The sequence below is a fragment of the Streptococcus suis genome, assembly GCF_902702775.1.
GTDB classification, from domain to species: domain Bacteria; phylum Bacillota; class Bacilli; order Lactobacillales; family Streptococcaceae; genus Streptococcus; species Streptococcus hashimotonensis.
Map to the genome: position 1 here is coordinate 1,937,310 of NZ_LR738724.1, position 26,101 is coordinate 1,963,410.

Here is a 26,101-nt window from a genome sequence, read left to right on the forward strand (position 1 = left end):
TTTCCTCCTAGCTAGTTGGCAACTCTTTCTCAGATAGTTTCTTATCAATCTGTCCGCTATTTTCTTTCTGTACCATGACATTGGCATGAATATAGGCAATTGCAGAAGCTTTCAATACGTCAAAGTCAATACCAGAGGCGTTAAAGACGGTTTCTGTTGCCTTGTTTTCTACAGCGACAAGCACACGTGCCTGGGCATCGATTCCATCGGTAATGGCGTCGATATGGTAGCGTTCCAAGCTGATCTCTTGGTGGAAGAATTGGTCAATGGCATTAAAGACAGCCTCAACCGAACCCTTGCCTGACTCCACAACAACCACTTCTTCCTCATCTTGATTGATAAAGATGACCTGAGCCTGGATGCTTCCGTCAGACTGACTATCCAAACGCAAATCTTTAAATTGGAAGCCATCACGATTGCTGATTTCTGTCCCAGCTACCAAGGCACGAATATCTGCGTCCGTGATTTTTTCTTTCTTGTCTGCCAGATTTTTAAAGCGAGCAAACAAACTAGCAACATCACTTTCTTCAAAATACAAGTCTAATTCTTTTAGTTTTTCCACAAAGGCATGGCGACCCGATAGTTTCCCCAGTGGCAGAGAATTTTTCTTGACCCCTACCAACTCAGGTGTAATGATTTCATAAGTCAATGGATTTTTCAAGACACCGTCTTGGTGGATACCTGACTCGTGAGAGAAGGCATTGCCACCGACCACCGCCTTATTGCGTGGAATGGCAATCCCAGAAAAGCGAGAGACTAATTCCGAAGTATTGAGCGTTTCCTTAAGGACAATCGGACTGGTTACATCGTAAAAATCTTTCCGAATTTCAAGGGCAACAGCTACTTCTTCAAGGGCCGCATTTCCTGCTCGCTCACCGATACCGTTGATAGTCCCCTCGACACGACCGGCACCGTTTTTAATAGCTGAAAGAGTATTGGCAACAGCCATACCTAGGTCATTGTGGCAATGGGGACTGAAAATAATCTCACGGTCCGATTTGACGTTGCTTGTCAAGTAACGGAAAATTTCTCCGTAATGCTGAGGAGTCGTAAAGCCGACTGTATCTGGAATGTTGATATAGGTCGCACCTGCATCTACCGCTGTCTGCACCACTTGAAGCAAATAATCCAACTCAGTCCGCGTCGCATCCTCTGGCGAGAACTCCACCACCTCAAAACGCTCACGGGCATAGCTGACATGTTCAGTAATTTGCGCCAAAATTTCTTCTTTGGTCTTTTGAAGTTTAAATTCACGGTGAATGGGACTAGTCGCAATGAAAACATGGATCTGCGGGTACTTAGCATCTTTCAGAGCCTCATAACAAGCATCAATGTCTGACTTGACTGACCGAGCCAAGCCTGTCACAGCCGTCTTGGTCATAGCAGCCGCAATCTGACGAACCGCTTCAAAAGAATCAGGACTGGCCGCTGGAAAACCCGCTTCAATGGCAGAAATCCCCCATTTCTCCAACTGCTTGGCAATGGTCACTTTTTCCTTGATAGAAAAATTCACACCAGGCGTCTGTTCACCATCCCGTAAAGTCGTATCTAAAAATTCAATCACACGCATAAGAATACCTTTCTAAACTCTTCAAATTAAAGATATACGAACAACTAGTTCCTTACTCTATAATTTTGACAGTCCATTCAACTTACTTTTAGTACTAGCTCCAACAGTCAGAGTAGTGACTGTTGGAGGTGGGAAATAAAGCGAACTTAGTTCGCATCAAAAGCTACAGTCAGAGTAGTGACTGTTGGAGGTGGGAAATAGAGCGAACTTGGTTCGCATCAAAAGCTGAAGACAGCTTGCATAGTCCAGTGGACTGTGCAAGGTGGGAGATTAGACTTGCGAAGCAAGTCACATCCGTGGAGTACGGCAAAGCAAGTTAACGCAGTAATAAAAGAAAAGGGGATGGACTGTGGTAAAAAGAAAACACCTCGAGGATAACTACCTGCGAGATGTTGTCAACAGCGCCCGCTTGGTAAGCCAAACAGGACTAATGCTACCTAGTGCACTAGCCCAACCGTCGCAACAACAAAGCAAAAAATTTTGTAGTGACAGGTTTCATTTGACTTTTCCTCTCTGTGTTTTAGTTGTTTACAATGATACCTTACTTTTTTTCACTTGTCAACAGAAAAATGGAAATTTTCTGAAAAATCCGAACAATACGGCAATTCACGCAAATCCCTCCACAAATAAAACCAAACCTCATCCGAAGTTTGGTTTTACAATTCATTTTAATTCCGTCTGGAACTGCTAAAAATTGCCACTAGTAATACTGCTCCAAAGACTGACGGTACCAGGGCCATACCAGCAAATTGTGGTCCCCAATCACCAAAGAGCAACTGTCCAATCCAAGAACCAGCAAGCCCAAGGATAATATTCCCCAGACAACCACGGCGGTCGTCTGATGAAGTAAGAGCACCTGCAATTAAGCCAATAATGGCACCTGCGATAATACTTGTTAACATCTTGTTTTCCTCCTATTCTTACAAAATAAGACTGGTTGCCCAGTCTTATATAATATCATTAGATAGCCCACTCACCGTCACGGAAGATTGGTACACGGGTACCGTCTTCACGGATACCGTCAATGTTCATGTTGTTTGAACCAATCATGAAGTCCACGTGAACATCTGAGCGGTTGAGACCAGCTTCTTTGAGCTCTTCCTGGCTCATTTCTGTACCACCTTCGATAGAGAAGGCATAGGCTTGACCAATCGCCAAGTGGTTTGAGGCATTTTCGTCAAAGAGAGTATTGAAGAAAGTCACGCCTGATTGAGAGATTGGGCTCTTGTCTGGCACAAGGGCAACTTCACCGAGACCACGTGCACCAGCATTGTCAAAGACCAATTTCTTCATGACTTCATCGCCTTTTTCAGCTGTTACATCCACGATTTCACCATCTTTGAAGGTTACTTTAATACCTTCGATGATGTTACCATTGTAGCTGAGTGGTTTTGTAGACGTTACATAGCCGTCTGCTACACGGTAGTCAGGTGCTGTGAAGACCTCTTCTGTTGGCATGTTGGCAATAAAGTGTTCACCTTGGGCATTGACCGAACCAGCCGCTTCCCACAAGTGATTCTTCGGCATACCAAGAACGAGGTCAGTTCCTGGTGCTGTGTAGTGCAATTTGACAAACTGCTCGTCGTTAAGGACCTTAGCCTTAGCCACCAAGCGTGCCTCATGCTCTTCCCAAGCCTTGATTGGATCTTCTTCGTAGATACGGCAAGTCTTGAAGATTTGATCCCAAAGGAGGTCCACTGCCTCTTCGTCAGACGCTGCATTTGGAAAGACTTTTTTAGCCCATTCCAAACCAGAGGCTGCACCAAGTGTCCAACTAACCTTGTTAGCTTGCGTTGCTTGACGCATTGGCTGCAATGCTTGGCTGAGTGCACGAGCGTTGCGAGACAATTTCTCTGGATCCACACCGTCGTAAGCTCCTGGATCTTCAGACAAGACCACCAAACGGCTTGCCTTGCGCTCTAGGAGGTAGTTCATTTCAGTAACACGTTGTGGATGAACTTGTTCCAAGAGTTCCACATCAACATTGACCAAACGTTCACGCGCAATCACATCGTCCAACCAGTTGACCAAGACTTCCTTAGCACCGTGAGCATATGCTTCTTTGACAATCAAACGAGCCAACTCAGCCTGATCTACTCCAATTGTCAATTGAATCGTGTGACCTGGTTGCACATTGATACCTGTTGAAACCAAAAGTTTAGCATATTTAGCGAGATTTTCTTTAAAATTTGGTAATACCATCTTTTTCTCCTTTGTACTTTGAAATACCCTATTATTGTATCATATTTTAAGCTAGACAGATAAAAAAACTTCCTGCTGATACAGGAAGTTGGAAAGGTTAGCTCTGGGAGATAGTTAGAGCTGGAAGATAAAGCGAACGGAGTTCGTGTCAAAAAGCCGAAGGTATAACCCCGCTCCTCTCTTGTTTTAAGGGAGCAGAGTGTAAAGCTCCAGTGGAGCTTTACACTCATCATATCAAGTCAACAACGTCTGATTCCATCGCAGGGTAAAGTTTTCAGTTTGCTTTTAGTACTAGCTCTAACTGTCTGGGAGACAGTTAGAGGTTGGAGATAAAGCGAACGAAGTTCGTGTCAACAGCTGAAGGCTGTACTGAAGTACGCCGAAGCGAGTTCAAACAATCCAGTGGATTATTTAAAGTTGGAAATAGGGAGTGAGAAAGAACTCGACTGGTCTAAAAAGAGTTCGTCAACAAGTCTTTATTTCTAGTTGTTGAGCTGAAACAGTCTATTCCCAGACTGTTTCACTCCCACCCCCGCATAGCTCCAAAGGTTCGAGGAACCTTTGGAGGTTGGAGATGAAGCGAACTTTGTTCGCAACAGTCGTAATGGTCAGATTTGAAGTGTAAGACACGAACAAATCTGCCAATCAACCACTGCGCTGAAATGTTGGCACGAACTCCGAGAAGTGGCGCCGGGCTTTTTGCCCAGCCCTCATCTGCCGACGTAATAAAACAAACTGTAAATATGTATACTCAATGAAAATTGAAGTCAGACTAGGCGACGCAGATGTAGATAGAACTTAAGTTCATCACATCAAGTCAACAACGTCTGACTTCAATTTTCGCAGAGTATTAGTTACCAAAAACCTTTACACGGTCCCCATCCGCCATATAGTCTTTGTCTGCTGCTGGAGCTGCGATGCTTCCGAATGGTGCTTGTGCACGGAGTTTCCAGTTAGCTGGGATACCGTATTTTTCAGCAACTTGTGCGTCAACCAATGGGTTGTAGTGTTGTACGTTCATGCCGATATTTTTCTCAGCGAAAGCCAACCATACTGCGTACAAGTTGATACCGTGAGCTTGTTCAGACCAGATTGGGAAGTTTTCAGCGTAAAGTGGGAAGCTTTCTTGCAGGCCTTTAACCACGTCTTGGTCTTCGAAGAACAAGATAGTACCAGCACCAGCCGCAAAACCAGCCAAACGACCTTTTGTGCCTTCAAAAGCTTCTGCTGGCGTTACTTTTTCTAATTCGCTGTAGGCAATTTCATTCCAAAAAGCGTCTGATTCAGCTCCGAAAAGTACAACTGCACGGCTTGATTGTGAGTTGAAAGCTGATGGAGATTCTTTCATGGCTTTCTCAACAAGTGCTACTACTTCTTCATTTGATACAGGTAGGTCTTTACCAAGTGCATAGATAGAACGACGAGTTTCTTGAAGTTTTGCAAAGTTTGACATAGGATTTCCTCTTTTCTTATTGTTACTACATAGTAGTTTTTATCACTATGTAGAGATTATATACCTATCAAAAACATTAGTCAAGAGTTTTGACTTCTTTTTATAAAAAAAACTCACTGCTTCCAAAGAAACAGTGAACAAGTTTAAAACAAATCATCAAAGAGACTGAGCTGGTTATCCTCTGGCATTTTACCGAGGATGCCCATTTCATCCATTTTTTCAACAAGAGTGCTAGATAGACCTCCCCGTTTACGGAGTTCGGTTTTTGAGAGGAATTCCCCCTCGGCACGCGCCGCCACAACCTGCTTGGCTACGTTCTCTCCCAGACCATCCATAGCGACAAATGGTGGTATGAGGGTGTCTTCTTCAATCAAGAAGTCAGTCGCATGGGACTTGTAAAGGTCCAATTTACCGAACTTGAAGCCACGTTCCAGCATCTCATTGACCAACTCTAAGGTGGTGTAAAGGTCCTGCTCAACGTTTGAGGCTTCATTGTTTTTCTTCTTGAGGGCGATTTCTTCCATCTTGGCCTTGACTTTATCTAGACCGCCTGACATGGTCGCCAAATCAAAGGCCTTGGCACGAATAGAGAAATAAGCACAATAGTAGTAGAGTGGGTGATGAACCTTGAAATAGGCAACCCGCAAGGCCATCATAACGTAGGCAGCCGCGTGGGCTTTAGGGAACATGTACTTGATTTTCCCACAGGATTCGATGTACCAGTCGGGCACCTTGTTATCCTTCATGGCTTGGATATAGCCATTTCGCTCTTCCTCGGAAATCTTGAGCCACAAGCCCTTCCGCACCCGCTCCATGATATTAAAGGCCATCTTAGGCGGTAAACCTGCGTGCATGAGATAAACCATGATGTCATCCCGACAACCGATAACCGTGGATAGGTCGGCAATTCCTGCCTTAATCAAGTCCTGAGCATTGCCCAACCATACGTCTGTACCGTGGGATAGACCAGACAGCTGCAAGAGTTCTGCAAAGGTGGTCGGTTTGGTCTCCTCCACCATCCCCCGTACAAAGTTGGTTCCGAATTCAGGAATACCCAACATACCTGTCGGCGTCCCAATCTGCTCTGGGGTAACTCCTAGAATTTCCGTACCTGAGAAGAGGGCCATCACTCCCTTGTCATCAGCAGGAATGGTCTGCGGATCAATGCCTGACAAATCCTGCAACTTGCGAACCATGGTCGGATCATCGTGACCCAGGACATCGAGTTTCAAGACGTTTTCATCAATATCGTGGAAGTTAAAGTGGGTAGTCTGCCAGTTGGCCGTCACATCATCGGCAGGATACTGAACAGGTGTAAAGTCATAGACATCCATGTAGTCAGGAAATACGATAATCCCCCCTGGGTGCTGACCGGTCGTCCGTTTGACACCGGCCGCTCCAGCAGCCAAGCGTTCTACTTCCACATCTCGATAGAATTTGCCATAATCCCGCTCATAGCCTCGGACAAAACCATAGGCAGTCTTAGCCGCAACCGTACCAACCGTTCCTGCACGGAAGGCATTTTCTTCACCAAAAATATCTCGAACATCCAAATGGGCAGAGGGTTGGTCATCCCCTGAGAAGTTCAAGTCAATATCGGGAACCTTGTCTCCATCGAAACCTAGGAAGGTCTCGAAAGGAATGTCCTGCCCATCTTTTTTATACTTGGTCCCACACTTTTCACAATCCTTGTCTGGCAGGTCAAAACCTGAACCATAGGAACCATCTGTGATAAATTCACTGTGTTGACAATTTGGACAGACATAGTGAGGAGGCATAGGGTTTACCTCGGTAATCCCAATCATGGTCGCAACGAAACTGGAGCCAACAGATCCCCGTGAACCCACCAGGTAGCCCCGCTCGTTGGAACGGTGCACCAACATCTGCGATGCCAGGTAAATCACGGCGAAGCCATTACCCAGAATGGACGTCAATTCCTTCTCAATCCGCAGATCAATAATATCAGGCAGAGGATTGCCATAAATTTCAAAGGCTTTTTGATAGGTCAATTCCGCAACCGTTTCCTCAGCCTTCTCAATATAAGGCGTGTAGAGGTCGGTCTTGACTACCTGAACATCTTCAAACCGATCGAGCATGGCATTGGGATTGGTAATGACAATCTCACGCGCCAGACTTTCTCCCAAGAAGGCAAATTCGTCCAACATCTCGCTGGTCGTTCTAAAGTGAGCTTTTGGCAGCGGTGCTGGCTGAGCATTCTCACCATTTCCGATGGTCCAGTTAATCGGTGCCCCTTGACCTAGAGCACGAACAATGATTTCCCGATAGATTTCCTCTTCGGGGTCAATATAGTGAACATTTCCTGTCGCCAAAACTGGCAGACCTGCCCTACGTCCTACCTCAATCAACTGCTTGATAGTCTCTTCAATCTCTGCCATGTCCTTAAACTGCTCCTTGGCAATCATGGGAGCATAGAGGGCAGGTGGCATGACTTCGATAAAATCATAATAGGCTGCCGTTTTAACCGCTTCATCTATCCCTTTGGAGAGCAAGTCATCGAAAACCTCGCCCTCTTGACAGGCTGTTCCCAATATTAAGCCTTCACGATGGGCATTGAGAACGGTCCGTGGAATACGTGGAACTCCCTCAAAATACTTGGTATTGGAAAGAGAGACCAGTTTGAACATATTTTTCAAACCAACTTGATTGATCACATATAACGTGGCATGCTTGACACGAGCCTTCTTATAGGAATCCTCCGCAATCAGCTCCGTATTTAGCTGGTTGAGATTGGTCAAATTGTGCTTCTCCAGAGCATCTTTTAGGAAGATGAAGAGCAGGCGCCCTGTCGCCTCCGCATCGTAGTTGGCCATGTGGTGGTGTTCAAGAGCAACACCAAACCGCTTGGTGAGGGGACCTAAACCATGACGCTTAAAGTCGGGGTAGAGGTTACGAGCAAATTCCAAGGTATCAATGACAGGCTGGCTAATAATAGGTAGGCCTGCTCGTTCATAGTTGACATTCATAAAGCCAACGTCAAAGGTCGCGTTGTGGGCAACCATGACGGAATCTTGACAGAAATCTTGAAACTCACGCAGGACTTGTTCCAGAGGTTTAGAACCGCGCACATGCTCATCAGTGATTCCTGTCAGATCTGTTGTAAATTGACTGAGCGGATGACCTGGATCGATAAACTCATCAAATTCTGCAATGATATTGCCCTTGTGCATCTTGGATGCCGCAATCTGAATTAGGGCATTGTTGACTGCAGAGAGACCGGTTGTTTCCACGTCAAAGACTACATAGGTCGCTTCGGACAGGACTACATCTGCTTCGTTGTAAGCAATGGGCACAGAGTCCTCGACAATATTGGCCTCCATCCCGAAGAGGGGTTTGATTCCAGCTTTACGGGCAGCATGATAGCCATGGGGGAAGGACTGGACATTGCCATGGTCAGTAATGGCCACCGCCTTGTGTCCCCAAGCCGCAGCACGTGCCACCAAGTCCTCAACAGCAGGCAGGGCATCCATGGTAGACATGTTGGTATGAGCATGAAACTCGACCCGCTTCTCACCCTCAGGCATGAGATCTTTGCGGATTTCCTTCTTAACCTCTTGGACTTCCTGTACGTTCATAGTCAAATCACGAGTGAAATTATTGGTTTCCACATTTCCACGTACCCGTAGCCAGTTGCCCTTTTTGACCATATCAAACTTCTGGGCCTCTTCCTCATTCTTAGCCCACTTCTGCAAGGTGAAGGACGAAGTATAGTCGGTCATCTTAAAGTTGATAATGACCCGTCCCGTCTTGGTCGTCTTCTGCTCAACCTCAAAGACCAGCCCCTCAAAGACAATCCGGTTCTCCTCACTATCCACCTCAATCATAGGAGTAATCTCAGCCTTTTCGATATTGACCTTGGCAGGACGATTTTTCTTATATTCTGGGACAAATGGCTGAGCTGCCTCTGGTGGTGGCGCCATTTGAGCCAGTTGTTCAAGGGCCGCCAAGTTTTCTTCATTAGCTTGCTGGTAAATTTCTTCATTTTGCGCATGGAAAATCTCCGCTTGTTGCTGCGTCATTTCCTGACAGACTTGGATGTCCACCGCAAGATTGCCAAAACCAAATCGCTTGTATTGTTCCACAAGATTTGGCAGATGATTCTTCCGAAAATGATCTGTGTCAATGGTTTCAGGACCTTTTATCCACAAAACACCATCTCTATAAGTCACCTCTAATGGCTGAAAAAGAGCCTTGAAGCCTGCACTCTGGCACAAATCTTCCGTAAAAGCTTCTGGATAATAAGCTTCTACCAAACCAGCTTCAAAGGCCTCCGCATCGCTGACAATAGAAAATTGAATCTTATTGCCCACCTTTTCAAACTCCGTCGCCAAACGAGCCTTGAAGAGTTGATAGTCCATGAGCGGCAAGGGGGTTTCAAAACGGAAGGTAAATTCCCAGAGTTTGCTGACCTTGTGCAAGACTACTTTCTCAATCGTTGCAGTCGAAAAAGCCCCTGATTGTCGTGCATCAAGAGGCATTCCGATTTGTTGTAGCAAGAGTTGAAACTTATCTGACATACTTATTTCCTTTGTAGTTCGTTAGAAACATTTTACCATAAATGAAAGAATTTTTCTTGGACTAAGCCAGGGACTTTTCTGGCAGGACACCACCATTTAAACTGGGAGTGGGACAGAACTCGACCAATCTAAAAAGTTCGTCAACAAGTCTTTATTTCTAGTTGTTGAGCTGAAACAGTCTATCCCCAGACTGTTTCACTCCCACCCCCGCATAGCTCCAAAGGTTCGGGGAACCTTTGGAGGTTGGAGATGAAGCGAACTTTGTTCGCAACAGTCGTGATGGTCAGATTTGGAGTGTGAAACACGAACAAATCTGCCAATCAACCACTGCGCTGAGATGTTGACACTAACTTTGAGAAGCGTGGCAGGACTTTTTGCCCAGCCCTTTCGTGTTATAATAGAGATAGAAGAAGGTAGTTGCGTCAACAACTACCCAACGTAGAACCGTTAAAAAGACGGTGGCTCGTATTTTATTTGCTAAAAGAAATAGCCGTTACTTGCCAAAGTATGGACGGCTATTTCTTTTGGTCATTTTCTTTGAAGATTTTATAGCACAAGCTGACTAAAGCAATGGTAAAGCTACCTAAAGCTAGAATCGTTTGTACAACTTCAAAAGCTGAAACTAGCCCCGACGTTTTATTTTATAGGTATGAAATCCCCAGTATGCCACTGCCTTTTAAACTTGCTTTTTCAAGCTTTCGTGTTATAATAGAAATAGAAAAAGGCAGTTGCGCTAACAACTACCCAACGTAGAACCGTTAAAAAGACGGTGGCTCATTAATTTTAGCTAAAGAAATAGCCGTTACTTGCCAAAGTATGGACGGCTATTTCTTTTGGTCATTTTCTTTGAAGATTTTATAACACAAGCTGACTAAAGCAATGGTAAAGCTACCTAAAGCTAGAATCGTTTGTACAACTTCAAAAGCTGTCAAAAGAATGCTCCCCCCTTCTGTTAGATTTTGATGAATTGCCCATAGGCATCACCTCACTTTCAGAAAATCGAAAGCCACCGTCTTCACTTTTCTACTAAATAATTATACCATAAACTTGATAAAAATATGAACACAGAACAAAATCCTCAGAGTGCTTTCCGAGGATTTTGTTTATTTATATTGTGAATTTTTCAATACCTAGTTATTCCAGCGTACTTACTGAACATAAATACGACAAGATTGACCTGATAAACTTTCTATAAGTGGCTTACCTGTATTTACATTTGTAAATTGTTCTAAAGCTAATGTAGCAAGCTTTTTAAGATTTTTTAGTTCAAACCAAGTATAATTTGACTGACTTTCTTGGATCGTATCAAACTGTGACGGATTTTGATATGCATTACTTGGTGTCTTACTATGGAACTCTCCAAAGTCATCAACTTCCGCAATAAAGTCGTCCGAGAAGTCTCCTAGTGTCATGATGAGTTGGTCTGGTTGTTTATTTTTACCTACCTTTGTCACATTTTCAGTCGGCACTGTAAACAAAACTCTGCCGCCGTTATTTATTGCGTGATTATAGTGTGCATCTAAAACATCTTTAGCAGACATACCGTTCAATCTGTCTCCCAATTTATAGGCTATAATATCTATAGTTGGATTAGTTACTACGTGATTATTCATCCCTACTCTCCTTTCCATCTCACTCCTACTGCCAATCCGAGCATACCCAATCCTGCTCCGTTGTCGCCACTCCCGTATCAATGGCTTGCGCTACTTGACTGGCTTCATCAACCACTGCCTGCGCATCTGCACATCCTGAGCAGTGACCGGTTGGCTACTGGTCGTCGAACTGACAGCTTCCGCCTCTGCTGGACGAGTCCGGTCAATTGTTTTTTCTTTGTCATCTTATCATCCTTCTGAATCGTTTTATGACAAACTTTTTGTTTATCAGTGCCATTCTCCTCCCTGAACATTTTTGTCAAGGTATTTTGTCTAAAAAATAGAAAGAGTGCACGAAAAACCTCTATGGGAAAAACCCTAGAGGTGGATGTTCTATGAAAAGAGGAACCTACCAAGCCGCAGCTTCTGTCGGTGCTTCTAAAAAATCCAGCCATTTTTTATCCTTGACACGACAGAGGGTGACAGAAATTCCTCCCATATCTAGACTAGTCATAAACTTACCTGTTTTTATATAGGAAAGCTTCAGACCTTCTAGCTCTAGAAATTGGCAAATGTCGTTCAAAAAGATTCCTTGCTCAACCTCGGACATAGATCCAAGATTATTGACCAGGAGGATGTAGTCTTCCCCCTCCTTCCAGCGGAATTTTAATTTTAATTTGTTCACAATTTCGTTGGCTAACTGCTCAGAGGATTCAAAACGAACGGTCCGATAGCCTTCTTCTCCATGGATGCCGATGCCGTAAGATATTTGCCCCTCCTCCAAATCAAACAAAGGCAGGGCAGCATTGGGCAAATAGGCCGACTTGGTTGCAAAACCGATGGTCGCAATTTCTGTTGCCAGAGACAGTCCCAGCTGTTCCAATTCATCCAGGCTATAGCCAGCAAGGGCAGCAGCTCCTAATATCTTATGAAGTAGAATAGTCCCTGCAAGCCCCCTATGCCGCATACGGAAATTATCCTTGGTATCGACCGAAATATCGTCATGGGATACGATGTACTTGACTGCAATTCCCTCCTGCCGAGCCAATTCGATGGCTTTTCTAAAAGAGACAAGGTCTGCCTCAAAGTTTTTTACAATCAGAAAAACTCCCTTGCCCTTATCTACTGCACGAATGGCTGCCAAGACTTCTTCAGCAGTTGGTGGAGTAAAAATCTCTCCATAAACTGCTGCAGTCAGCATTCCTTTACCGACGAAGCCAACATGGGCTGGTTCATGACCAGAACCACCGCCAGAAACAATCGGAATCTGTTCCCCATTTTGTCTTCTTTGCAGAACAATCGGAAGCCCCTTCACTTTCTTCACTTTAGGATTGGTTCGACAGAAACCATCCAAATAATCTTCAATAATTGTTGCCTGTCTATTTCTAATAAACACCATATATTAACTCCTACAAAATCAAAAACGACTCGCGAACAAGAGCCACCATTTGCTTCCAATAACTGTGAATTTGACAAGGCGACTGCGTCAGTCCTTCCTTTATCAGTCCAATCCAAGCATTAACGTGATAGAGAATCAAAAAATGCTTATCCTGTTGGGAAATCATTTTACCCTCCTGAAGCTGGTATTCGTTGATAATTTTCTCCATCAAAACCATAAAGTAGCCTTCTAAATAGCTGACAAAATCATTTTGCCCCTTAATCTCAAAGAGTTGCCTATAGAAAGATTGGTTACTCTCGATGTAGTACAAGAGCTCATCCAGAAGCTTGATTCCACTAATATAGGTCAGATTGTCAGTTACCTGCTCCTGCAATTCTGTTTCAAATATCCAGTCCAGTAACTCATACTTGTCTAAAAAATGGTTGTAAAAGGTTTGACGACGAATCCCTGCTTCCTGCATGATGTCGACAACTGAGATTTTATCAAAGGATTTTTGGGATAGCTGCTTTTTAAAAGCCTTTGCAATCCTTTTCTTTGTAATCAACGAGGTTGGCATATGTCACTTCCTTTCGCTTCCTCTTTATTATACCCTATCATGCTTTTCTTTGGAACAAAAGGGACACTTTGGACAATCTGTCCCTTCCTTTTTTCTTTCGGACAATGTAAAATGAAAGCGCAAACAAAAATAAAGGAGTTTTCTCATGAAAAAAATTATCAATCAACCCGAACATGTCGTTGATGAAATGTTAAAAGGACTTGTCTTTATGCACCAAGATCTTGTCGATCGAATCGATGGATTTGATGTGATTATCCGCAAGGCTAAAAAAACTGGTAAGGTCGGCATCATCTCAGGAGGTGGCTCTGGTCACGAACCTTCTCATGCAGGCTTTGTCGGAAAGGGTATGTTGTCCGCCGCTGTATGTGGCGCAGTATTTACCTCACCAACCCCAGACCAAATCTTGGAAGCCATCAAGGCTGCTGACGAGGGAGCTGGCGTCTTTATGGTCATCAAAAACTACTCCGGCGACATCATGAACTTTGAGATGGCGCAAGAATTGGCGGAAATGGAGGGCATCGAAGTAGCCAGTGTCGTTGTGGACGATGACATCGCTGTGGAAAATAGCCTCTATACCCAAGGCCGTCGTGGGGTAGCAGGTACCATCCTTGTCCACAAGATTCTCGGTCACGCTGCAACAACTGGCAAATCCCTAGCAGAAATCAAGGAACTGGCTGACCGTCTCGTCCCACAAATCAAGACTATCGGCTTAGCCCTATCAGGCGCTACTGTACCAGAAGTGGGCAAACCAGGCTTCGTCCTTGAAGAAGATGAATTTGAATATGGTGTCGGTATCCACGGCGAACCTGGCTATAAGAAAGAAAAACTCCAACCATCTGCTAAATTGGCTGAAGAATTGGTTGACAAATTGGCAGAAGGCTTTGATATTCAAGATGGCGAGCACTATGGTGTCCTTATCAACGGTCTCGGCGCTACCCCTCTCATGGAACAATATGTCTTTGCCAACGACGTTGCTCAATTGCTGGCTAAAAAAGGGGTTGTCGTTGACTACAAGAAAATCGGTAACTACATGACATCAATTGATATGGCTGGACTGTCATTGACCTTAATCAAACTAGAAGACCCAAGCTGGATTGACGCTTTGCAGGCCCCTGTTGAAGTAGTGGCTTGGTAGGAGAAAGACTATGGATGCAAAACAAGCATTACTCTGGATGGAGACATTCAACAAGAAAATTCAAGAAAACAAAGATTATTTGAGTGAGCTTGACTCTCCAATCGGAGATGGAGATCACGGGGGCAACATGGCGCGAGGAATGGCTGCCGTCATGCAGGAGCTATCTGAAAAAGACTATGAGACTGCCGACCAAGTCTTTAAGGTGGTTGCCATGCAACTTCTCAGCAAGGTTGGCGGTGCTTCCGGTCCTCTCTACGGCTCTGCCTTTATGGGTATTACCAAAGCCAGTCAAGCCGGCACTGATTTGGCAGACATGCTACAAGCAGGTTTGGACATGATCCAAAAACGCGGCAAGGCTGAATTAGGCGAGAAAACCATGGTAGACGTCTGGATTCCTGTTATTTCTGCCCTAAGAGAAAGCCAGCTGACAACGGAAATTATCCATAAAGCCGTTCAAGGAACAAAGAATATTGCTGCAACCAAGGGACGCGCGTCCTATGTTGGAGAAAGGTCTATTGGACACATTGACCCAGGCTCTTTCTCATCTGGACTTCTCTTTGAAGCCATGTTGGAGGCAGGACTATGACAAAGGTTGGTATCTTACTCGTATCCCATTCAAAAAATTTGGCACAGGGAATCATTGACCTAGTATCTGAAGTCGCCAAAGATATTCCCATCACCTACTGTGGCGGACTAGAAGATGGTAGCATCGGTACTAGCTTTGAAATCGTACAAGAGCGAGTTGAAGCAAACCCTGCTGATACCCTCCTTGCCTTTTTCGACCTAGGTAGCGCCCGAATGAACATGGAACTTGCTGCCGATTTTACAGACAAACAAATTCTTATCCAAACCGTACCAGTCGTCGAAGGTTGCTATACTGCCGCAGCTCTCTTACAGGCTGGAGCTGACTTGGAGACTATTCTTGAACAATTAAAAGAACTGACAATCAATAAATAGGAGGTCATTATGAATCTGATTGGAGAATTACTTGGAACTTTCATACTAGTATTACTTGGAAACGGTGTGGTTGCATCCTGCATCCTCTCTAAAACCAAGGCTGAAAATAGCGGCTGGCTGACCATCGTACTAGGATGGGGCATCGCTGTAACAATTGCCGTCTACGTATCAGGAATTTTTGGACCTGCCCACCTGAATCCAGCTGTCACTATCGCAATGGCATCTATCGGCTCCCTACCATGGGCTCAAGTCCCAGGCTTCCTACTTGCCCAATTTGCTGGAGCAATGTTGGCATCCATCGTCCTCTATCTCCATTTCTACCCACATTGGCAGGAAACAAAAGATAGCGGAACAATCCTTGCTACCTTCTCTACTGGACCAGCTCTTCGTCACACAGCTTCAAACTTGCTCGGCGAGGCTCTTGGCACAGCTGTCTTAGTCATGGGAATCCTTGCAATTGGTCCTAACAATGTCAGCGCTGGTCTCGGCCCAATCATCGTGGGACTTATCGTATTTGCAATCGGCTTCTCACTAGGATCTACAACAGGCTACGCAGTCAATCCTGCTCGTGACCTTGGTCCTCGTATCATGCATGCCATCCTTCCAATTCCTAACAAGGGAGATTCTGACTGGTCTTATAGCTGGATCCCAGTTGCTGGCCCAATTCTTGGAGGAGTCACAGGAGCTATCCTCTATAACCTCCTACTAAATATGTTATAAAAAAATAGGCTTGGGTAACTAGAACCAAGCCTATTTTATCAACAAAGACTTGGCTATCATCAACCAAGTCTTTTTCTGTTATTCATTTTCTTTTGTAAGGATTTGCAAGGTTTCAAGGAGTTGGTCCACATGGACTTCCACAGTATCACCTGTGCCCTTGATTTTCACTTCGACGATGCCATCAGCTGCTTTCTTACCAACAGTCACACGGATTGGCAAGCCAATCAAGTCACTGTCAGAGAACTTAACGCCGACACGCTCATTACGGTCGTCTGTCAAGACTTCATAGCCTGCACCAACCAAACTTGCTTCGATAGACTGAGTCAAGGCCATTGCTTCTTCATCTTTGACATTAACTGGAATCAAATGCACATCAAACGGTGCCAATTCTTTAGGGAAGTTGATGCCCCAAGCGTAACGGTATTCGCCTTTTGGTGTCTTGTTAACAAAGAGGCGAGCGTGTTGCTCAAGAACGGCTGACAAGAGGCGGCTAACACCGATTCCGTAGCATCCCATGATAATCGGCATAGAACGACCATTCTCATCCAAGATGTTGGCATTCATGCTGTCTGAATAGCGTGTACCGAGTTTGAAGATGTGACCAATCTCGATACCACGGGCAAAGTTGAGAACCCCGTGTCCATCTGGAGAAGGTTCGCCTTCCTTGACTTCACGAATGTCCACATACTCAGTCACTTGGAAATCACGTCCCGCATTGGCACCTGTGTAGTGGAAACCGTCTTCGTTGGCACCGACAACAGCATTTTTCACATCTTGCACCTTGCGGTCTGCAATAATCTTGATGTTTTCTGGCAAGCCGACTGGTCCAAGGGAACCAAAACCTGCACCGAAGATTTTTTCAGCATCCGTTTGGCCTGCTACATCAAAGAAATCTGCTCCGAGGTGGTTTTTCAATTTGACATCGTTCACTTGGTCATTGCCAACAAGGAGGGCAACAACTGGCTCACCGTCTGCCATAAAGAGCATGGTTTTGATGGTTTGCTCTTCCGCAACATTCAAGAAGGTAGCAACTTCGTCGATGGTTTTGGCATCTGGCGTCGCTACTTTAACCAAGTCTTCTTCGACGACAACTGCTGTACTTGGTTTGTATTCGCTAGTCGCCATTTCTAGGTTTGCAGCGTAGCCTGATTCGCTAGAGTAGGCGATGGTATCTTCACCAGACACAGACCATGCCAAGAGTTCTTCCTTGATTGCTTCAAGAACGTCCTCTGGGATTTCTTCAAAAGAAGCAACCGACTTGTCCAAGACAACCCAACGGTCCAGGTCAGTACGGTCTGGTGTAATAGCCATAAACTCCTGGCTATCCTTACCACCCATGGCACCACCGTCACCGATGATAGCTTTGAACTCCAAGCCTGCACGAGTGAAGATTGCCTCGTAAGCCGCCTTGTAGTCATCATAGGTCTGGTCCAAGCTCTCATAACTAGCATGGAAGCTGTAACCGTCTTTCATGATGAACTCACGACCACGGAGAAGACCGTTACGAGGGCGTTTTTCATCACGATACTTAGATTGGATTTGGTAGATGTTGAGCGGCAACTGTTTGTAAGACTGGACCGCATCACGCGCCAAAAGAGTCACCGTTTCTTCGTGAGTTGGTCCCAAGATAAAGTCAGAACCTTCGCGGTTTTTGAGCTTGTAAAGATCGTCGCCATATGTTTCGTAACGACCTGACTCACGCCAAATGTCCGCTGACAAGAGAGCTGGAGCCAAAAATTCAATAGCATCAATCTTATCAAACTCCTCACGCATGATATTTTTTGCTTTTTCAATCACACGGTTAGCCAATGGCAAGTAGCTGTAAATACCAGCAGAAATCTGACGGACATAACCCGCACGTAACATCAAAGCGTGGCTAATCACCGACGCATCCGAAGGCATCTCCCGCAAAGTAGGGATAATCATTTTAGACTGTTTCATAATTTAAGATACAAAGGGCGTGGAAACCAAAGCAAAAATAGGAAATCATTGCAGTGTGCTAACACACAAAATGATTTATCTTTTTTGCACAGGTCTCAGCCCGTGTTCAATTCCTTTCGTAGTTTTCAGAACATCCTGCATTTAGCACGCATTCAGTTCCTTTCGTAGTTTACTTGATTAGGAATCACAGAAGTCACTTATCAAACCCCTCGCTGACGCTCGAGTTCAAATATGAAAACTCTCTGTTCCTTTCTTTTTCGTAGTTTTCAGAATATCCTGCGTTTAGCACGCATTCAATTCCTTTCATAAATTTCAAATTATCTTAGAAGAAGACTCTTATAATATCATTCCAAGTGACTACTATCATAAGAACCACCATAACGGCTACACCTGCTAGAGTGATATAAGATTCCGTCTCTGGTTTGAGTGGTTTTCTGCGAATGGCTTCCAGAATATTCATAACAATCTTACCACCATCCAAGGCTGGAATTGGAATCAAATTGAAGATTCCAAGGTTAATGGAGAGCGCAGCCATTAGCCCCAATACAGAAACCAAACCAAATTCAGCCGCTTGAGAACTTACTTTATAAATAGCAACCGGTCCCCCCAACTGCTTAACATCAAAGTTTGCAATTAGATTCTTCAAAGCTGTTACAACCCTAAGAGCTGTCGCTCCCGCTTCTTGGAAACCACCGACAATTTTATCAACGAAACCAGTTTTCAAAATCGGTGAGATACCAATTCGATAGGCCCCATCTACTTGTTCAGCAGTAACGGAGACATGACGTTTTTTCCCATCATGCTCAACAACCAAATCAAAGCTTGGGGCTGTTGTTGCATCTGTCGCTGCTTTGCTAATAATCGTTGCAACTTCTGTGTAGCTATCTGTCGTGTTCCCATTGACCGAAAGAATCTTGTCCCCTGTGACAACACCCGCAGCCTGCAAAGCACCACCCTCAGTAATACTTACCGCATTGCTTGATGGGTTGGCAACCCCGCCTTGCATGAAGAACAAAATAATAAATACTAGAATCCCTAGAATAAAATTATTCATGGGACCCGCAAAGTTGGTCATCAACCGTCCCCAGACTGTCGCATTTTGATACTGAACATCAAGTGGAGCAATCCGAACTTCTGTTCCATCTTCCTCTACAATCGTGGCATCGTGATCAACCTTATAGGTCTTGCTTTCTTCCAAGACCAAGCCTGTGATTTCCAATTTTTCTTCAAAGTCAAAACTGGTTACATTCATTGGCAAACTGAGACTATCCAGTTGCTTACCAGACAAATTAATCCGCGTCACAACACCAGCTTCATTCAAGCTGAGGCTGGCAGGACTACCTGTCTTAATCTCTGTCTTATCTTCACCCCATCCAGCCATTCGAACATAGCCACCTAGAGGAAGAATACGGATGGTGTAAAGCGTCCCATCCTTACCCGTATGAGCGAAAATTTTGGGACCCATCCCAATCGCAAATTCCCTCACAAGGATACCCGCTTTCTTGGCGAAGTAGAAATGACCAAATTCATGGACAACCACAATCACACCAAATATAAATATAAATGCTAAAATTCCCTTCATAGTACCTCCTTAAAATAATCCAAAGAAGTGCATGATTGGAAAGACAAAAATCATACCGTCAAAACGATCCAGGATACCGCCGTGTCCTGGAATAATTTTTCCAGAATCCTTCACACCAAAATGGCGTTTAATAGCACTTTCTACTAAGTCTCCGAATTGTGAGAATATCGAGAAAATCACAACTAACAACAACATCATGCCAAATGAATAGCCCGCCAACAAGGACTTATCGACAATCAAGAAAATGATAGCAACTACCACCGCAGAAAGAATACCGCCTACAAAGCCTTCAACCGTTTTATTTGGTGAAACCTTGGGCAATAATTTTCTCCGACCAATCTGACGACCGATTAAGTAGGCACCAATGTCTGTTGCCCAGACTAAACAGAGGGCAAAGAAGACTTTATTGAGCCCATCCATACGAGCCAGTATCAAACTATGAAAGCCGATACCAACATAGAAACTTGAGGCAATTGGAAAGACCACATCGGAATAGTTGTAATGGCCGATATTAAAAACCGTCGAACCAAGCAGTAAAAATACTACAATGGCGTAGGCTGTGTAATTTCCATCCGTCGGTAAAAATGTCAGATAATTCTGGAGCGGAAGAGCCAAGACTAAACTGGCCAACATAGCTAAGACACCCTCGATAGAATTTGGTGCTAGGCGATGCATTTTAATCAATTCAGCCGTAGCAATGATAGCTAACAGGCCTACAAAAAATTGAAATGCCATCCCACCAGCCAACAAAAAGGGAATGAAAATAGCTAGAGCAATGCCGCCAAATATCACTCGTTTCTGTAAATCGTTTGTCATACCTTCTCCTTATACACCGCCAAAACGTCTGTGGCGACGGTTGTATTCTTTAATCGCTAATTTAAGTGCTTCTCCATCAAAATCAGGCCAAGCAATATCTGTAAAGTACAGCTCGCTGTAGGCTGTTTGCCACGGCAGGAAGTTGCTAAGACGAAGTTCACCACTTGTACGGATAACTAGATCGGGATCACGTAATGTTGGTGATAAGGTTCCTGTATAGAGGTAATCCGCTATTAATTTCTCATCAATATCACCAGGATTGAACTTGGCATCCAAAACATCTTGCGCAATAGCCTTGACTGCGCGAGTCACCTCATCACGACCGCCATAGTTCAGAGCGAAATTGAGAATCAAACCAGTGTTACTCTTTGTCTTTTGTTCAGCTTTATAAAGCGCATTGAGAGTCGGAACAGGAAGTTTGGAATGGTCACCAATCATCTGAATTTTGACATTATTGGCATGGAGTTCAGGAACATACTTATCATAAAACTCCACAGGTAGATTCATGATAAACTTCACTTCTTTTTCCGGTCGAGACCAGTTTTCTGTAGAAAAGGCATAGACAGTCAACACCTTTACTCCCAAATCAGAAGCCGTCTTGGTAACCTTTTGAAGTGCATCCATACCAGCCTTATGCCCCATAATACGTGGTTGCATCCGCTTTTTCGCCCAACGGCCATTGCCATCCATAATCACAGCGATATGCTTAGGGACTTCAATTGCTGTTTCAATGCTTTCTTTCTTTTTAAAATTAAATTTAAACATGGTATTTTCCTTATTGTATAATCGTTTCATTATACCATATTTTTACCTAGGATAGCAAAAATCAGGCAGGGCTAAAACAAGAGAAAACCAAGGTTTCCCTCGGTTTTTCATCCTTATTCTTCAATTGCAGATTCTGGAGTCGCTTCTGTCGTTTCAACTGCCACTTCTTCAACAACTGCAGATGTAGTACCTGAACTTGCTACACGATTACGAATAGCACCGCGTTCAAATGTCAAATAAACACCATCAACATCGAGAACAACCTTTTTATCATCGATTTCATCGACAATACCAAATAGCCCACCAATGGTCACAATTTCATCACCTTTTTTGATTTGATTTAGTGCTTCTTGACGTTGTTTTTGTTGTTTACGTTGCGAATAGAACATAAAACCAATCATGGCAACCATGACAAGCGGCAAAAATAAACCTTCCATTTGTTTACCTCTTTTATTGTTTGATAAGCATGATTATATCAAATTCTGGACAAGAAAGCAAAGTTCGACCAAACAGAAAAAGACCGAACTTTCGTTCAGTCTTCGCACACTATTTTGCGCTCCATACACTCTCAAGGATGTTGGTCTGTTCACGGCCAGGACCTACTGAGAAGGTTGAGATACGAACGCCGACCAATTCGCTGATACGACGAACATAGTTGCGAGCCGCTTCTGGCAATTCATCCAGGCTACGTACACCTGTGATGTCTTCAGACCAACCTGGCATTTCTTCATAGATTGGTTTGCAACGTTTGAGTTGCTCCAAACTTGCAGGGTAGTGGTCAATACGCTCACCATCCAAGTCATAAGCCACGCAGATTTTCAAGGTCTCAAGACCTGACAAGACGTCGATTGAGTTGAGGGACAAGTTGGTAATACCTGACACACGGCGGCTATGGCGCATGACCACTGAGTCAAACCAACCAACGCGACGTGGACGGCCAGTTGTCGTACCGTATTCTTTACCGATTTCTCGGATACGGTCTCCGATTTCATCATGCAGTTCAGTTGGGAATGGTCCGTCACCAACACGGCTAGTGTAGGCCTTACATACACCAACAACCTTGTCAATCTTGCTTGGGCCGACACCGCTACCGATGGTCACACCACCAGCAACTGGGTTTGAAGAAGTAACGAATGGATAGGTACCTTGGTCAATATCCAACATAACCCCTTGCGCACCTTCAAACAAGACACGTTTACCTTGATCGAGAGCATCGTTCAAGATAACAGAGGTATCTGTTACATACTTTTTGATTTCTTGACCATAAGCATAGTATTCTTCAAAGATTTCATCAAACTCAATCGGAGTTGACTCATACATTTTCTCAAACAAACGGTTTTTCTCAGCCAAGTTTGTTCTCAAACGCTCCGCAAAAATCTCCTTGTCCAAGAGGTCTGCAATACGGATACCGACACGAGCTGCCTTGTCCATGTAAGCAGGACCGATACCCTTGTTGGTTGTACCAATCTTGTTCTCACCTTTAGACTCTTCTTGCAACTGGTCCAATTTGATGTGGTAAGGCAAGATGACATGTGCGCGGTCTGAAATCCGCAAATTATCTGTTGTCACACCTGAATCATGGAGATAGTTGATTTCCTTCACCAAAGATTTTGGATTGACAACCACACCATTACCTATTACAGAAATCTTTTCTGGGAAGAAGATTCCTGATGGAATCAAGTGCAATTTATACTTAGTGCCATCGATAACGATAGTGTGTCCAGCGTTATCACCACCTTGATAACGTGCGATTACTTCAGCATTAGCAGACAAGAAGTCTGTAATTTTACCCTTACCTTCGTCGCCCCACTGGGTTCCTACAACAACTACTGATGTCATATTCACTCTTTCTCTGAACTGGCTAACCAGCCCAGCCTTTCTTCTACTTCTGGCAGGAATCTCACCTGCAAGTTTCGTTTTACACACTATTCTATCAAAAAACGAACATTTTTTCAAGAAATTCCAATAATTTCATATATAGCGAATGTTTTTATTTTTTTAAAAGCATATTTCAAAAAAATCCGATTAAACACACGAGATAGACCTGTGTAAATATGCTTTTGACAGAGAAATCCGAAGTCTTTGTTTGCTTTCAATGATTTTCAGTACATTTTTCACGAGAAACGTAGCAGAAATTTGTATTTGCCCTCCAATCTAGATAAAATTGGAATAAGACTTTGACAGAAATATAAAGGACTTAGTATGTTACAAAAATTATCACCAAACAGCCCCATTCTTCAGGCTACTTTTGGAATTGAGCGCGAATCACTTCGCATCAATTCAAACCACAGAGTTGCACAAACTCCCCATCCTCATAAACTGGGTTCTCGTAGCTTCCACCCCTATATCCAGACAGACTACAGCGAGCCACAGTTAGAATTGATTACACCAATCGCTCAGTCGACTAAGGAAGCTCGTCGCCTACTGGGAGCCATTACAGATGTTGCCGCACGTTCTATGGATAAGCAAGAATACCTCTGGCCCCTATCCATGCCACCTATGATTTCAGAAGAGGAAATCCAAATTGCTCAACTAGATAGCGACTATGAGTACCAATATCGTGTCGGTTTGGGGGAACGCTATGGTAAGCTCGTCCAATCTATGTCTGGCATCCACTATAATTTTGAATTAGGAAAAGACTTAACCCAACAACTTTTTGAATTAAGCGAGGAAACAGACTTTATCGCATTCAAAAATACCCTCTACCTCAAATTAGCACAAAACTTCCTCAACTATCGTTGGCTCTTAACCTACCTATACGGGGCAAGTAGCCTAGCCGAAAAAGGATTCCTAACTACGGAAGTCGGTTGCGTCCGTTCCATTCGTAATTCCAAGTACGGCTATGTCAACTCCGATGATGTTCATATTTCCTTTTCTTCTCTCAAACAGTACGTGGATGACATCGAACAAGCTGTCCAGTCTGGTCAACTATCCGCTGAGAAGGAATTTTACTCAGCTGTCCGCCTCCGTGGTGCCAAGACTAGCCGTGACTACCTCAGCAAGGGGATTTCTTATTTAGAATTCCGTTCCTTTGACCTTAACCCCTATGACCCGCTTGCTATTAGTCAGGAAACCCTTGATACAGTCCACCTCTTTATCTTATCTCTTCTTTGGCTAGACCAACTGACAGATGTTGATAACACCCTAGCAAAAGCAGATAAACTTAACAACCTCATCGCCCTTAGCCACCCACACACACCTCTACCTAGCAAGGCCGATGCCACGCCAATCTTGACAGCCATGAAAGCCATAGTTGCCCACTTTGGACTGGATGACTACTATGGCCAGCTCATTGCACATGTGGAGGCCTCTCTTCAAGACCCACATCTGACCCTTTCCGGAAAAATAGCAGAGCAGGTTGAAGATGGGTCTCTAGAAAAGTTTGGTCAGCAGCAAGGACAAGTCTTCCATGACTATGCTTGGACAGCCCCTTACGCCCTCAAGGGCTATGAAAACATGGAACTCTCCACCCAGATGATTCTCTTCGACGCCATTCAGCTGGGCTTGAACGTGGAGATTTTGGATGAAGAAGACCAATTTCTCAAACTCTGGCATGGCGACCATGTCGAGTACATCAAAAATGGCAACATGACCTCCAAGGACAACTACGTCATTCCTCTCGCCATGGCCAACAAGGTCGTGACCAAGAAAATCTTGGACCAGGCTGGTTTTCCAGTACCTGCGGGAGCGGAATTTGCAAACAAGACAGACGCCCTGCGGTACTACGGACAGGTAGCCAGCTCTGCTATTGTTGTCAAACCCAAATCCACCAACTTCGGCCTAGGCATCTCTATCTTCCAGGAGCCAGCCAGCCTTACGGACTATGAAAAAGCCCTTGACATCGCCTTTTCAGAAGACAACCATGTGCTAGTAGAGGAATTCGTGGCGGGAACCGAGTACCGCTTCTTCGTCCTGGACGGCAAGTGCGAGGCTGTCCTGCTCCGCGTCGCAGCCAATGCCGTGGGGGACGGTAGCTCAACCATCCGTGAATTGGTGGACCAAAAAAACCAAGATTCACTGCGTGGGCGTGACCACCGTTCACCGCTGGAAATCATTAACTTGGGCGACATCGAACTGCTTATGTTGGAGCAACAAGGCTACACACCCGATACAGTTTTGCCAGAGGGCGTTCAAGCCTTTCTGCGTGGCAATTCCAATATCTCAACGGGTGGCGACTCCATCGATATGACTGACCAGATGGACGAGTCCTACAAGCAACTGGCCGCTGATATGGCGACTGCTATGGGAGCTTGGGCTTGCGGTGTGGACTTGATTATCCCCGACCGCACCAAGCCAGCCAGCAAAGACAAGCCCAACTGCACCTGTATTGAGCTCAACTTCAACCCTGCCATGTACCTGCACACCTATACTTACGCAGGACCTGGACAGAGCATTACACCGAAGATTTTGAAAAAATTGTTTCCAGAACTATAGTTTTCCATTTTCCTTACTTTGTTAGTACTTACTTCAAAGATTCGTGGAGCTTTTGAAGGCTGGAGATAGGGCAAAGCGAGTTCGCCTCAATAGCGGCAGGTTGCTAGAACATTCTAGGTTGGAAATCAGACTTACCTCTCTATAAAGTACGGCAAAGCGAGTTCAAACAAACCAGTGGATTGTTTGAAGCGGAAAAGGCAGAAACGAAGTCCCTCTTGCGCCGAAGTAAAAAAGTCAACTAAAGGACTATATATCTGCTTTGCCCCTTTCTTCCTTCACAAAACCTCCCAACTAATGTTAAACAAAATGAATATGGCACCAAGATAATCATTTATATCTCGGTGCTTTTTTATGAACCAATTCCTAGTATCCAATCTAATCGTTCGTTATTTGTTTTGTTTCCCAATGTATTTTTACTATTTCATTTGATTTTTTAAAAATATC

21 protein-coding genes are annotated in these 26,101 nt (G+C 44.4%); 5 read left to right on the forward strand and 16 right to left on the reverse strand.

The features are described from left to right. Positions 1–7: 7 nt before the first annotated feature. The 10 genes from GPW69_RS09390 to dhaS form a co-directional block, all read right to left on the reverse strand. On the reverse strand, positions 8–1,570 hold the full coding sequence (locus tag GPW69_RS09390; RefSeq protein WP_074391622.1) for a 2-isopropylmalate synthase: 1,563 nt from the start codon (positions 1,568–1,570) through the stop codon (positions 8–10). 668 nt (positions 1,571–2,238) lie between these two features. Continuing rightward, a complete protein-coding gene (locus tag GPW69_RS09395; protein WP_002938398.1) occupies positions 2,239–2,472 on the reverse strand; it encodes a GlsB/YeaQ/YmgE family stress response membrane protein in 234 nt (77 codons plus the stop codon). Between the two features lie 58 nt (positions 2,473–2,530). Then, a complete protein-coding gene (locus tag GPW69_RS09400) occupies positions 2,531–3,772 on the reverse strand; it encodes an aminopeptidase (RefSeq protein WP_074391621.1) in 1,242 nt (413 codons plus the stop codon). 850 nt (positions 3,773–4,622) lie between these two features. Further along, complete coding sequence (locus GPW69_RS09405; protein ID WP_074391620.1) at positions 4,623–5,225, reverse strand: nitroreductase family protein; 603 nt, start codon at positions 5,223–5,225, stop codon at positions 4,623–4,625. Positions 5,226–5,368: 143 nt separating this feature from the next. Next, on the reverse strand, positions 5,369–9,760 hold the full coding sequence (locus tag GPW69_RS09410) for a PolC-type DNA polymerase III (RefSeq protein WP_074391619.1): 4,392 nt from the start codon (positions 9,758–9,760) through the stop codon (positions 5,369–5,371). Between the two features lie 515 nt (positions 9,761–10,275). Beyond that, on the reverse strand, positions 10,276–10,356 hold the full coding sequence (locus GPW69_RS09415) for a putative holin-like toxin (RefSeq protein WP_074391932.1): 81 nt from the start codon (positions 10,354–10,356) through the stop codon (positions 10,276–10,278). Positions 10,357–10,584: 228 nt separating this feature from the next. Further along, complete coding sequence (locus tag GPW69_RS09420; protein ID WP_290438324.1) at positions 10,585–10,728, reverse strand: putative holin-like toxin; 144 nt, start codon at positions 10,726–10,728, stop codon at positions 10,585–10,587. Positions 10,729–10,908: 180 nt separating this feature from the next. Then, on the reverse strand, positions 10,909–11,373 hold the full coding sequence (locus GPW69_RS09425; protein ID WP_074391617.1) for a hypothetical protein: 465 nt from the start codon (positions 11,371–11,373) through the stop codon (positions 10,909–10,911). 388 nt (positions 11,374–11,761) lie between these two features. Next, positions 11,762–12,751: a DhaKLM operon coactivator DhaQ gene (gene dhaQ, locus GPW69_RS09430; protein ID WP_074391616.1), complete on the reverse strand. Its 990-nt coding sequence runs from the start codon at positions 12,749–12,751 to the stop codon at positions 11,762–11,764. 10 nt (positions 12,752–12,761) lie between these two features. Continuing rightward, positions 12,762–13,307, reverse strand: coding sequence for a dihydroxyacetone kinase transcriptional activator DhaS (dhaS, locus tag GPW69_RS09435; protein WP_014638686.1), 546 nt, complete (start codon positions 13,305–13,307; stop codon positions 12,762–12,764). 145 nt (positions 13,308–13,452) lie between these two features. Here dhaS and dhaK point away from each other — a divergent pair, with 145 nt between their 5' ends. The 4 genes from dhaK to GPW69_RS09455 are packed head-to-tail and all read left to right on the forward strand — an operon-like array spanning position 13,453 to position 16,119. Beyond that, positions 13,453–14,442, forward strand: coding sequence for a dihydroxyacetone kinase subunit DhaK (gene dhaK / locus GPW69_RS09440; protein WP_074391615.1), 990 nt, complete (start codon positions 13,453–13,455; stop codon positions 14,440–14,442). Positions 14,443–14,452: 10 nt separating this feature from the next. Then, positions 14,453–15,028, forward strand: a complete 576-nt coding sequence (gene dhaL / locus GPW69_RS09445) for a dihydroxyacetone kinase subunit DhaL (protein ID WP_074391614.1) — start codon at positions 14,453–14,455, stop codon at positions 15,026–15,028. Next, positions 15,025–15,399, forward strand: a complete 375-nt coding sequence (gene dhaM, locus GPW69_RS09450) for a dihydroxyacetone kinase phosphoryl donor subunit DhaM (RefSeq protein ID WP_002938758.1) — start codon at positions 15,025–15,027, stop codon at positions 15,397–15,399. Before dhaL ends, dhaM begins: the two co-directional genes overlap by 4 nt. 9 nt (positions 15,400–15,408) lie before the next feature. Then, entirely contained in the window at positions 15,409–16,119 is a 711-nt protein-coding gene (locus GPW69_RS09455; RefSeq protein WP_074391613.1) for an MIP/aquaporin family protein, read from the forward strand. A gap of 78 nt (positions 16,120–16,197) precedes the next feature. Here GPW69_RS09455 and GPW69_RS09460 read toward each other — a convergent pair whose 3' ends face one another. From GPW69_RS09460 to GPW69_RS09485, 6 genes are all read right to left on the reverse strand, one after another. Continuing rightward, entirely contained in the window at positions 16,198–18,060 is a 1,863-nt protein-coding gene (locus tag GPW69_RS09460; protein WP_044752058.1) for a proline--tRNA ligase, read from the reverse strand. Positions 18,061–18,382: 322 nt separating this feature from the next. Next, positions 18,383–19,642 carry an RIP metalloprotease RseP gene (rseP, locus tag GPW69_RS09465; protein ID WP_044752059.1) on the reverse strand — a complete coding sequence of 420 codons (1,260 nt, stop codon included), beginning with the start codon at positions 19,640–19,642 and terminating at the stop codon, positions 18,383–18,385. 9 nt (positions 19,643–19,651) lie between these two features. After that, entirely contained in the window at positions 19,652–20,458 is an 807-nt protein-coding gene (locus GPW69_RS09470; RefSeq protein ID WP_014638692.1) for a phosphatidate cytidylyltransferase, read from the reverse strand. A gap of 9 nt (positions 20,459–20,467) precedes the next feature. Then, the gene (locus GPW69_RS09475; protein WP_013730586.1) at positions 20,468–21,223 is read right to left on the reverse strand and encodes an isoprenyl transferase; all 756 of its coding nucleotides are present in this window, start codon (positions 21,221–21,223) and stop codon (positions 20,468–20,470) included. A gap of 113 nt (positions 21,224–21,336) precedes the next feature. Continuing rightward, positions 21,337–21,660 carry a preprotein translocase subunit YajC gene (yajC, locus tag GPW69_RS09480; RefSeq protein WP_014638693.1) on the reverse strand — a complete coding sequence of 108 codons (324 nt, stop codon included), beginning with the start codon at positions 21,658–21,660 and terminating at the stop codon, positions 21,337–21,339. A 109-nt stretch (positions 21,661–21,769) separates the two neighbouring features. After that, positions 21,770–23,062 carry an adenylosuccinate synthase gene (locus GPW69_RS09485; RefSeq protein ID WP_002937782.1) on the reverse strand — a complete coding sequence of 431 codons (1,293 nt, stop codon included), beginning with the start codon at positions 23,060–23,062 and terminating at the stop codon, positions 21,770–21,772. 363 nt (positions 23,063–23,425) lie between these two features. Here GPW69_RS09485 and gshAB point away from each other — a divergent pair, with 363 nt between their 5' ends. Continuing rightward, positions 23,426–25,657, forward strand: a complete 2,232-nt coding sequence (gene gshAB, locus GPW69_RS09490; protein WP_074391612.1) for a bifunctional glutamate--cysteine ligase GshA/glutathione synthetase GshB — start codon at positions 23,426–23,428, stop codon at positions 25,655–25,657. Positions 25,658–26,101: the final 444 nt, after the last annotated feature.

Excerpts from the sequence above, each read along its gene's own strand:
- GPW69_RS09475 (WP_013730586.1), bottom strand. The coding sequence starts at position 21,223 with ATGTTTAAATTTAATTTTAAAAAGAAAGAAAGCATTGAAACAGCAATT.
- GPW69_RS09395 (WP_002938398.1), bottom strand. The coding sequence starts at position 2,472 with ATGTTAACAAGTATTATCGCAGGTGCCATTATTGGCTTAATTGCAGGT.
- GPW69_RS09455 (WP_074391613.1), top strand. The coding sequence starts at position 15,409 with ATGAATCTGATTGGAGAATTACTTGGAACTTTCATACTAGTATTACTT.
- yajC (WP_014638693.1), bottom strand. The coding sequence starts at position 21,660 with ATGGAAGGTTTATTTTTGCCGCTTGTCATGGTTGCCATGATTGGTTTT.
- GPW69_RS09425 (WP_074391617.1), bottom strand. The coding sequence starts at position 11,373 with ATGAATAATCACGTAGTAACTAATCCAACTATAGATATTATAGCCTAT.
- dhaQ (WP_074391616.1), bottom strand. The coding sequence starts at position 12,751 with ATGGTGTTTATTAGAAATAGACAGGCAACAATTATTGAAGATTATTTG.
- gshAB (WP_074391612.1), top strand. The coding sequence starts at position 23,426 with ATGTTACAAAAATTATCACCAAACAGCCCCATTCTTCAGGCTACTTTT.
- GPW69_RS09470 (WP_014638692.1), bottom strand. The coding sequence starts at position 20,458 with ATGACAAACGATTTACAGAAACGAGTGATATTTGGCGGCATTGCTCTA.
- dhaK (WP_074391615.1), top strand. The coding sequence starts at position 13,453 with ATGAAAAAAATTATCAATCAACCCGAACATGTCGTTGATGAAATGTTA.
- dhaS (WP_014638686.1), bottom strand. The coding sequence starts at position 13,307 with ATGCCAACCTCGTTGATTACAAAGAAAAGGATTGCAAAGGCTTTTAAA.
- GPW69_RS09400 (WP_074391621.1), bottom strand. The coding sequence starts at position 3,772 with ATGGTATTACCAAATTTTAAAGAAAATCTCGCTAAATATGCTAAACTT.
- GPW69_RS09390 (WP_074391622.1), bottom strand. The coding sequence starts at position 1,570 with ATGCGTGTGATTGAATTTTTAGATACGACTTTACGGGATGGTGAACAG.
- GPW69_RS09485 (WP_002937782.1), bottom strand. The coding sequence starts at position 23,062 with ATGACATCAGTAGTTGTTGTAGGAACCCAGTGGGGCGACGAAGGTAAG.
- rseP (WP_044752059.1), bottom strand. The coding sequence starts at position 19,642 with ATGAAGGGAATTTTAGCATTTATATTTATATTTGGTGTGATTGTGGTT.
- dhaL (WP_074391614.1), top strand. The coding sequence starts at position 14,453 with ATGGATGCAAAACAAGCATTACTCTGGATGGAGACATTCAACAAGAAA.
- dhaM (WP_002938758.1), top strand. The coding sequence starts at position 15,025 with ATGACAAAGGTTGGTATCTTACTCGTATCCCATTCAAAAAATTTGGCA.
- GPW69_RS09410 (WP_074391619.1), bottom strand. The coding sequence starts at position 9,760 with ATGTCAGATAAGTTTCAACTCTTGCTACAACAAATCGGAATGCCTCTT.
- GPW69_RS09405 (WP_074391620.1), bottom strand. The coding sequence starts at position 5,225 with ATGTCAAACTTTGCAAAACTTCAAGAAACTCGTCGTTCTATCTATGCA.
- GPW69_RS09460 (WP_044752058.1), bottom strand. The coding sequence starts at position 18,060 with ATGAAACAGTCTAAAATGATTATCCCTACTTTGCGGGAGATGCCTTCG.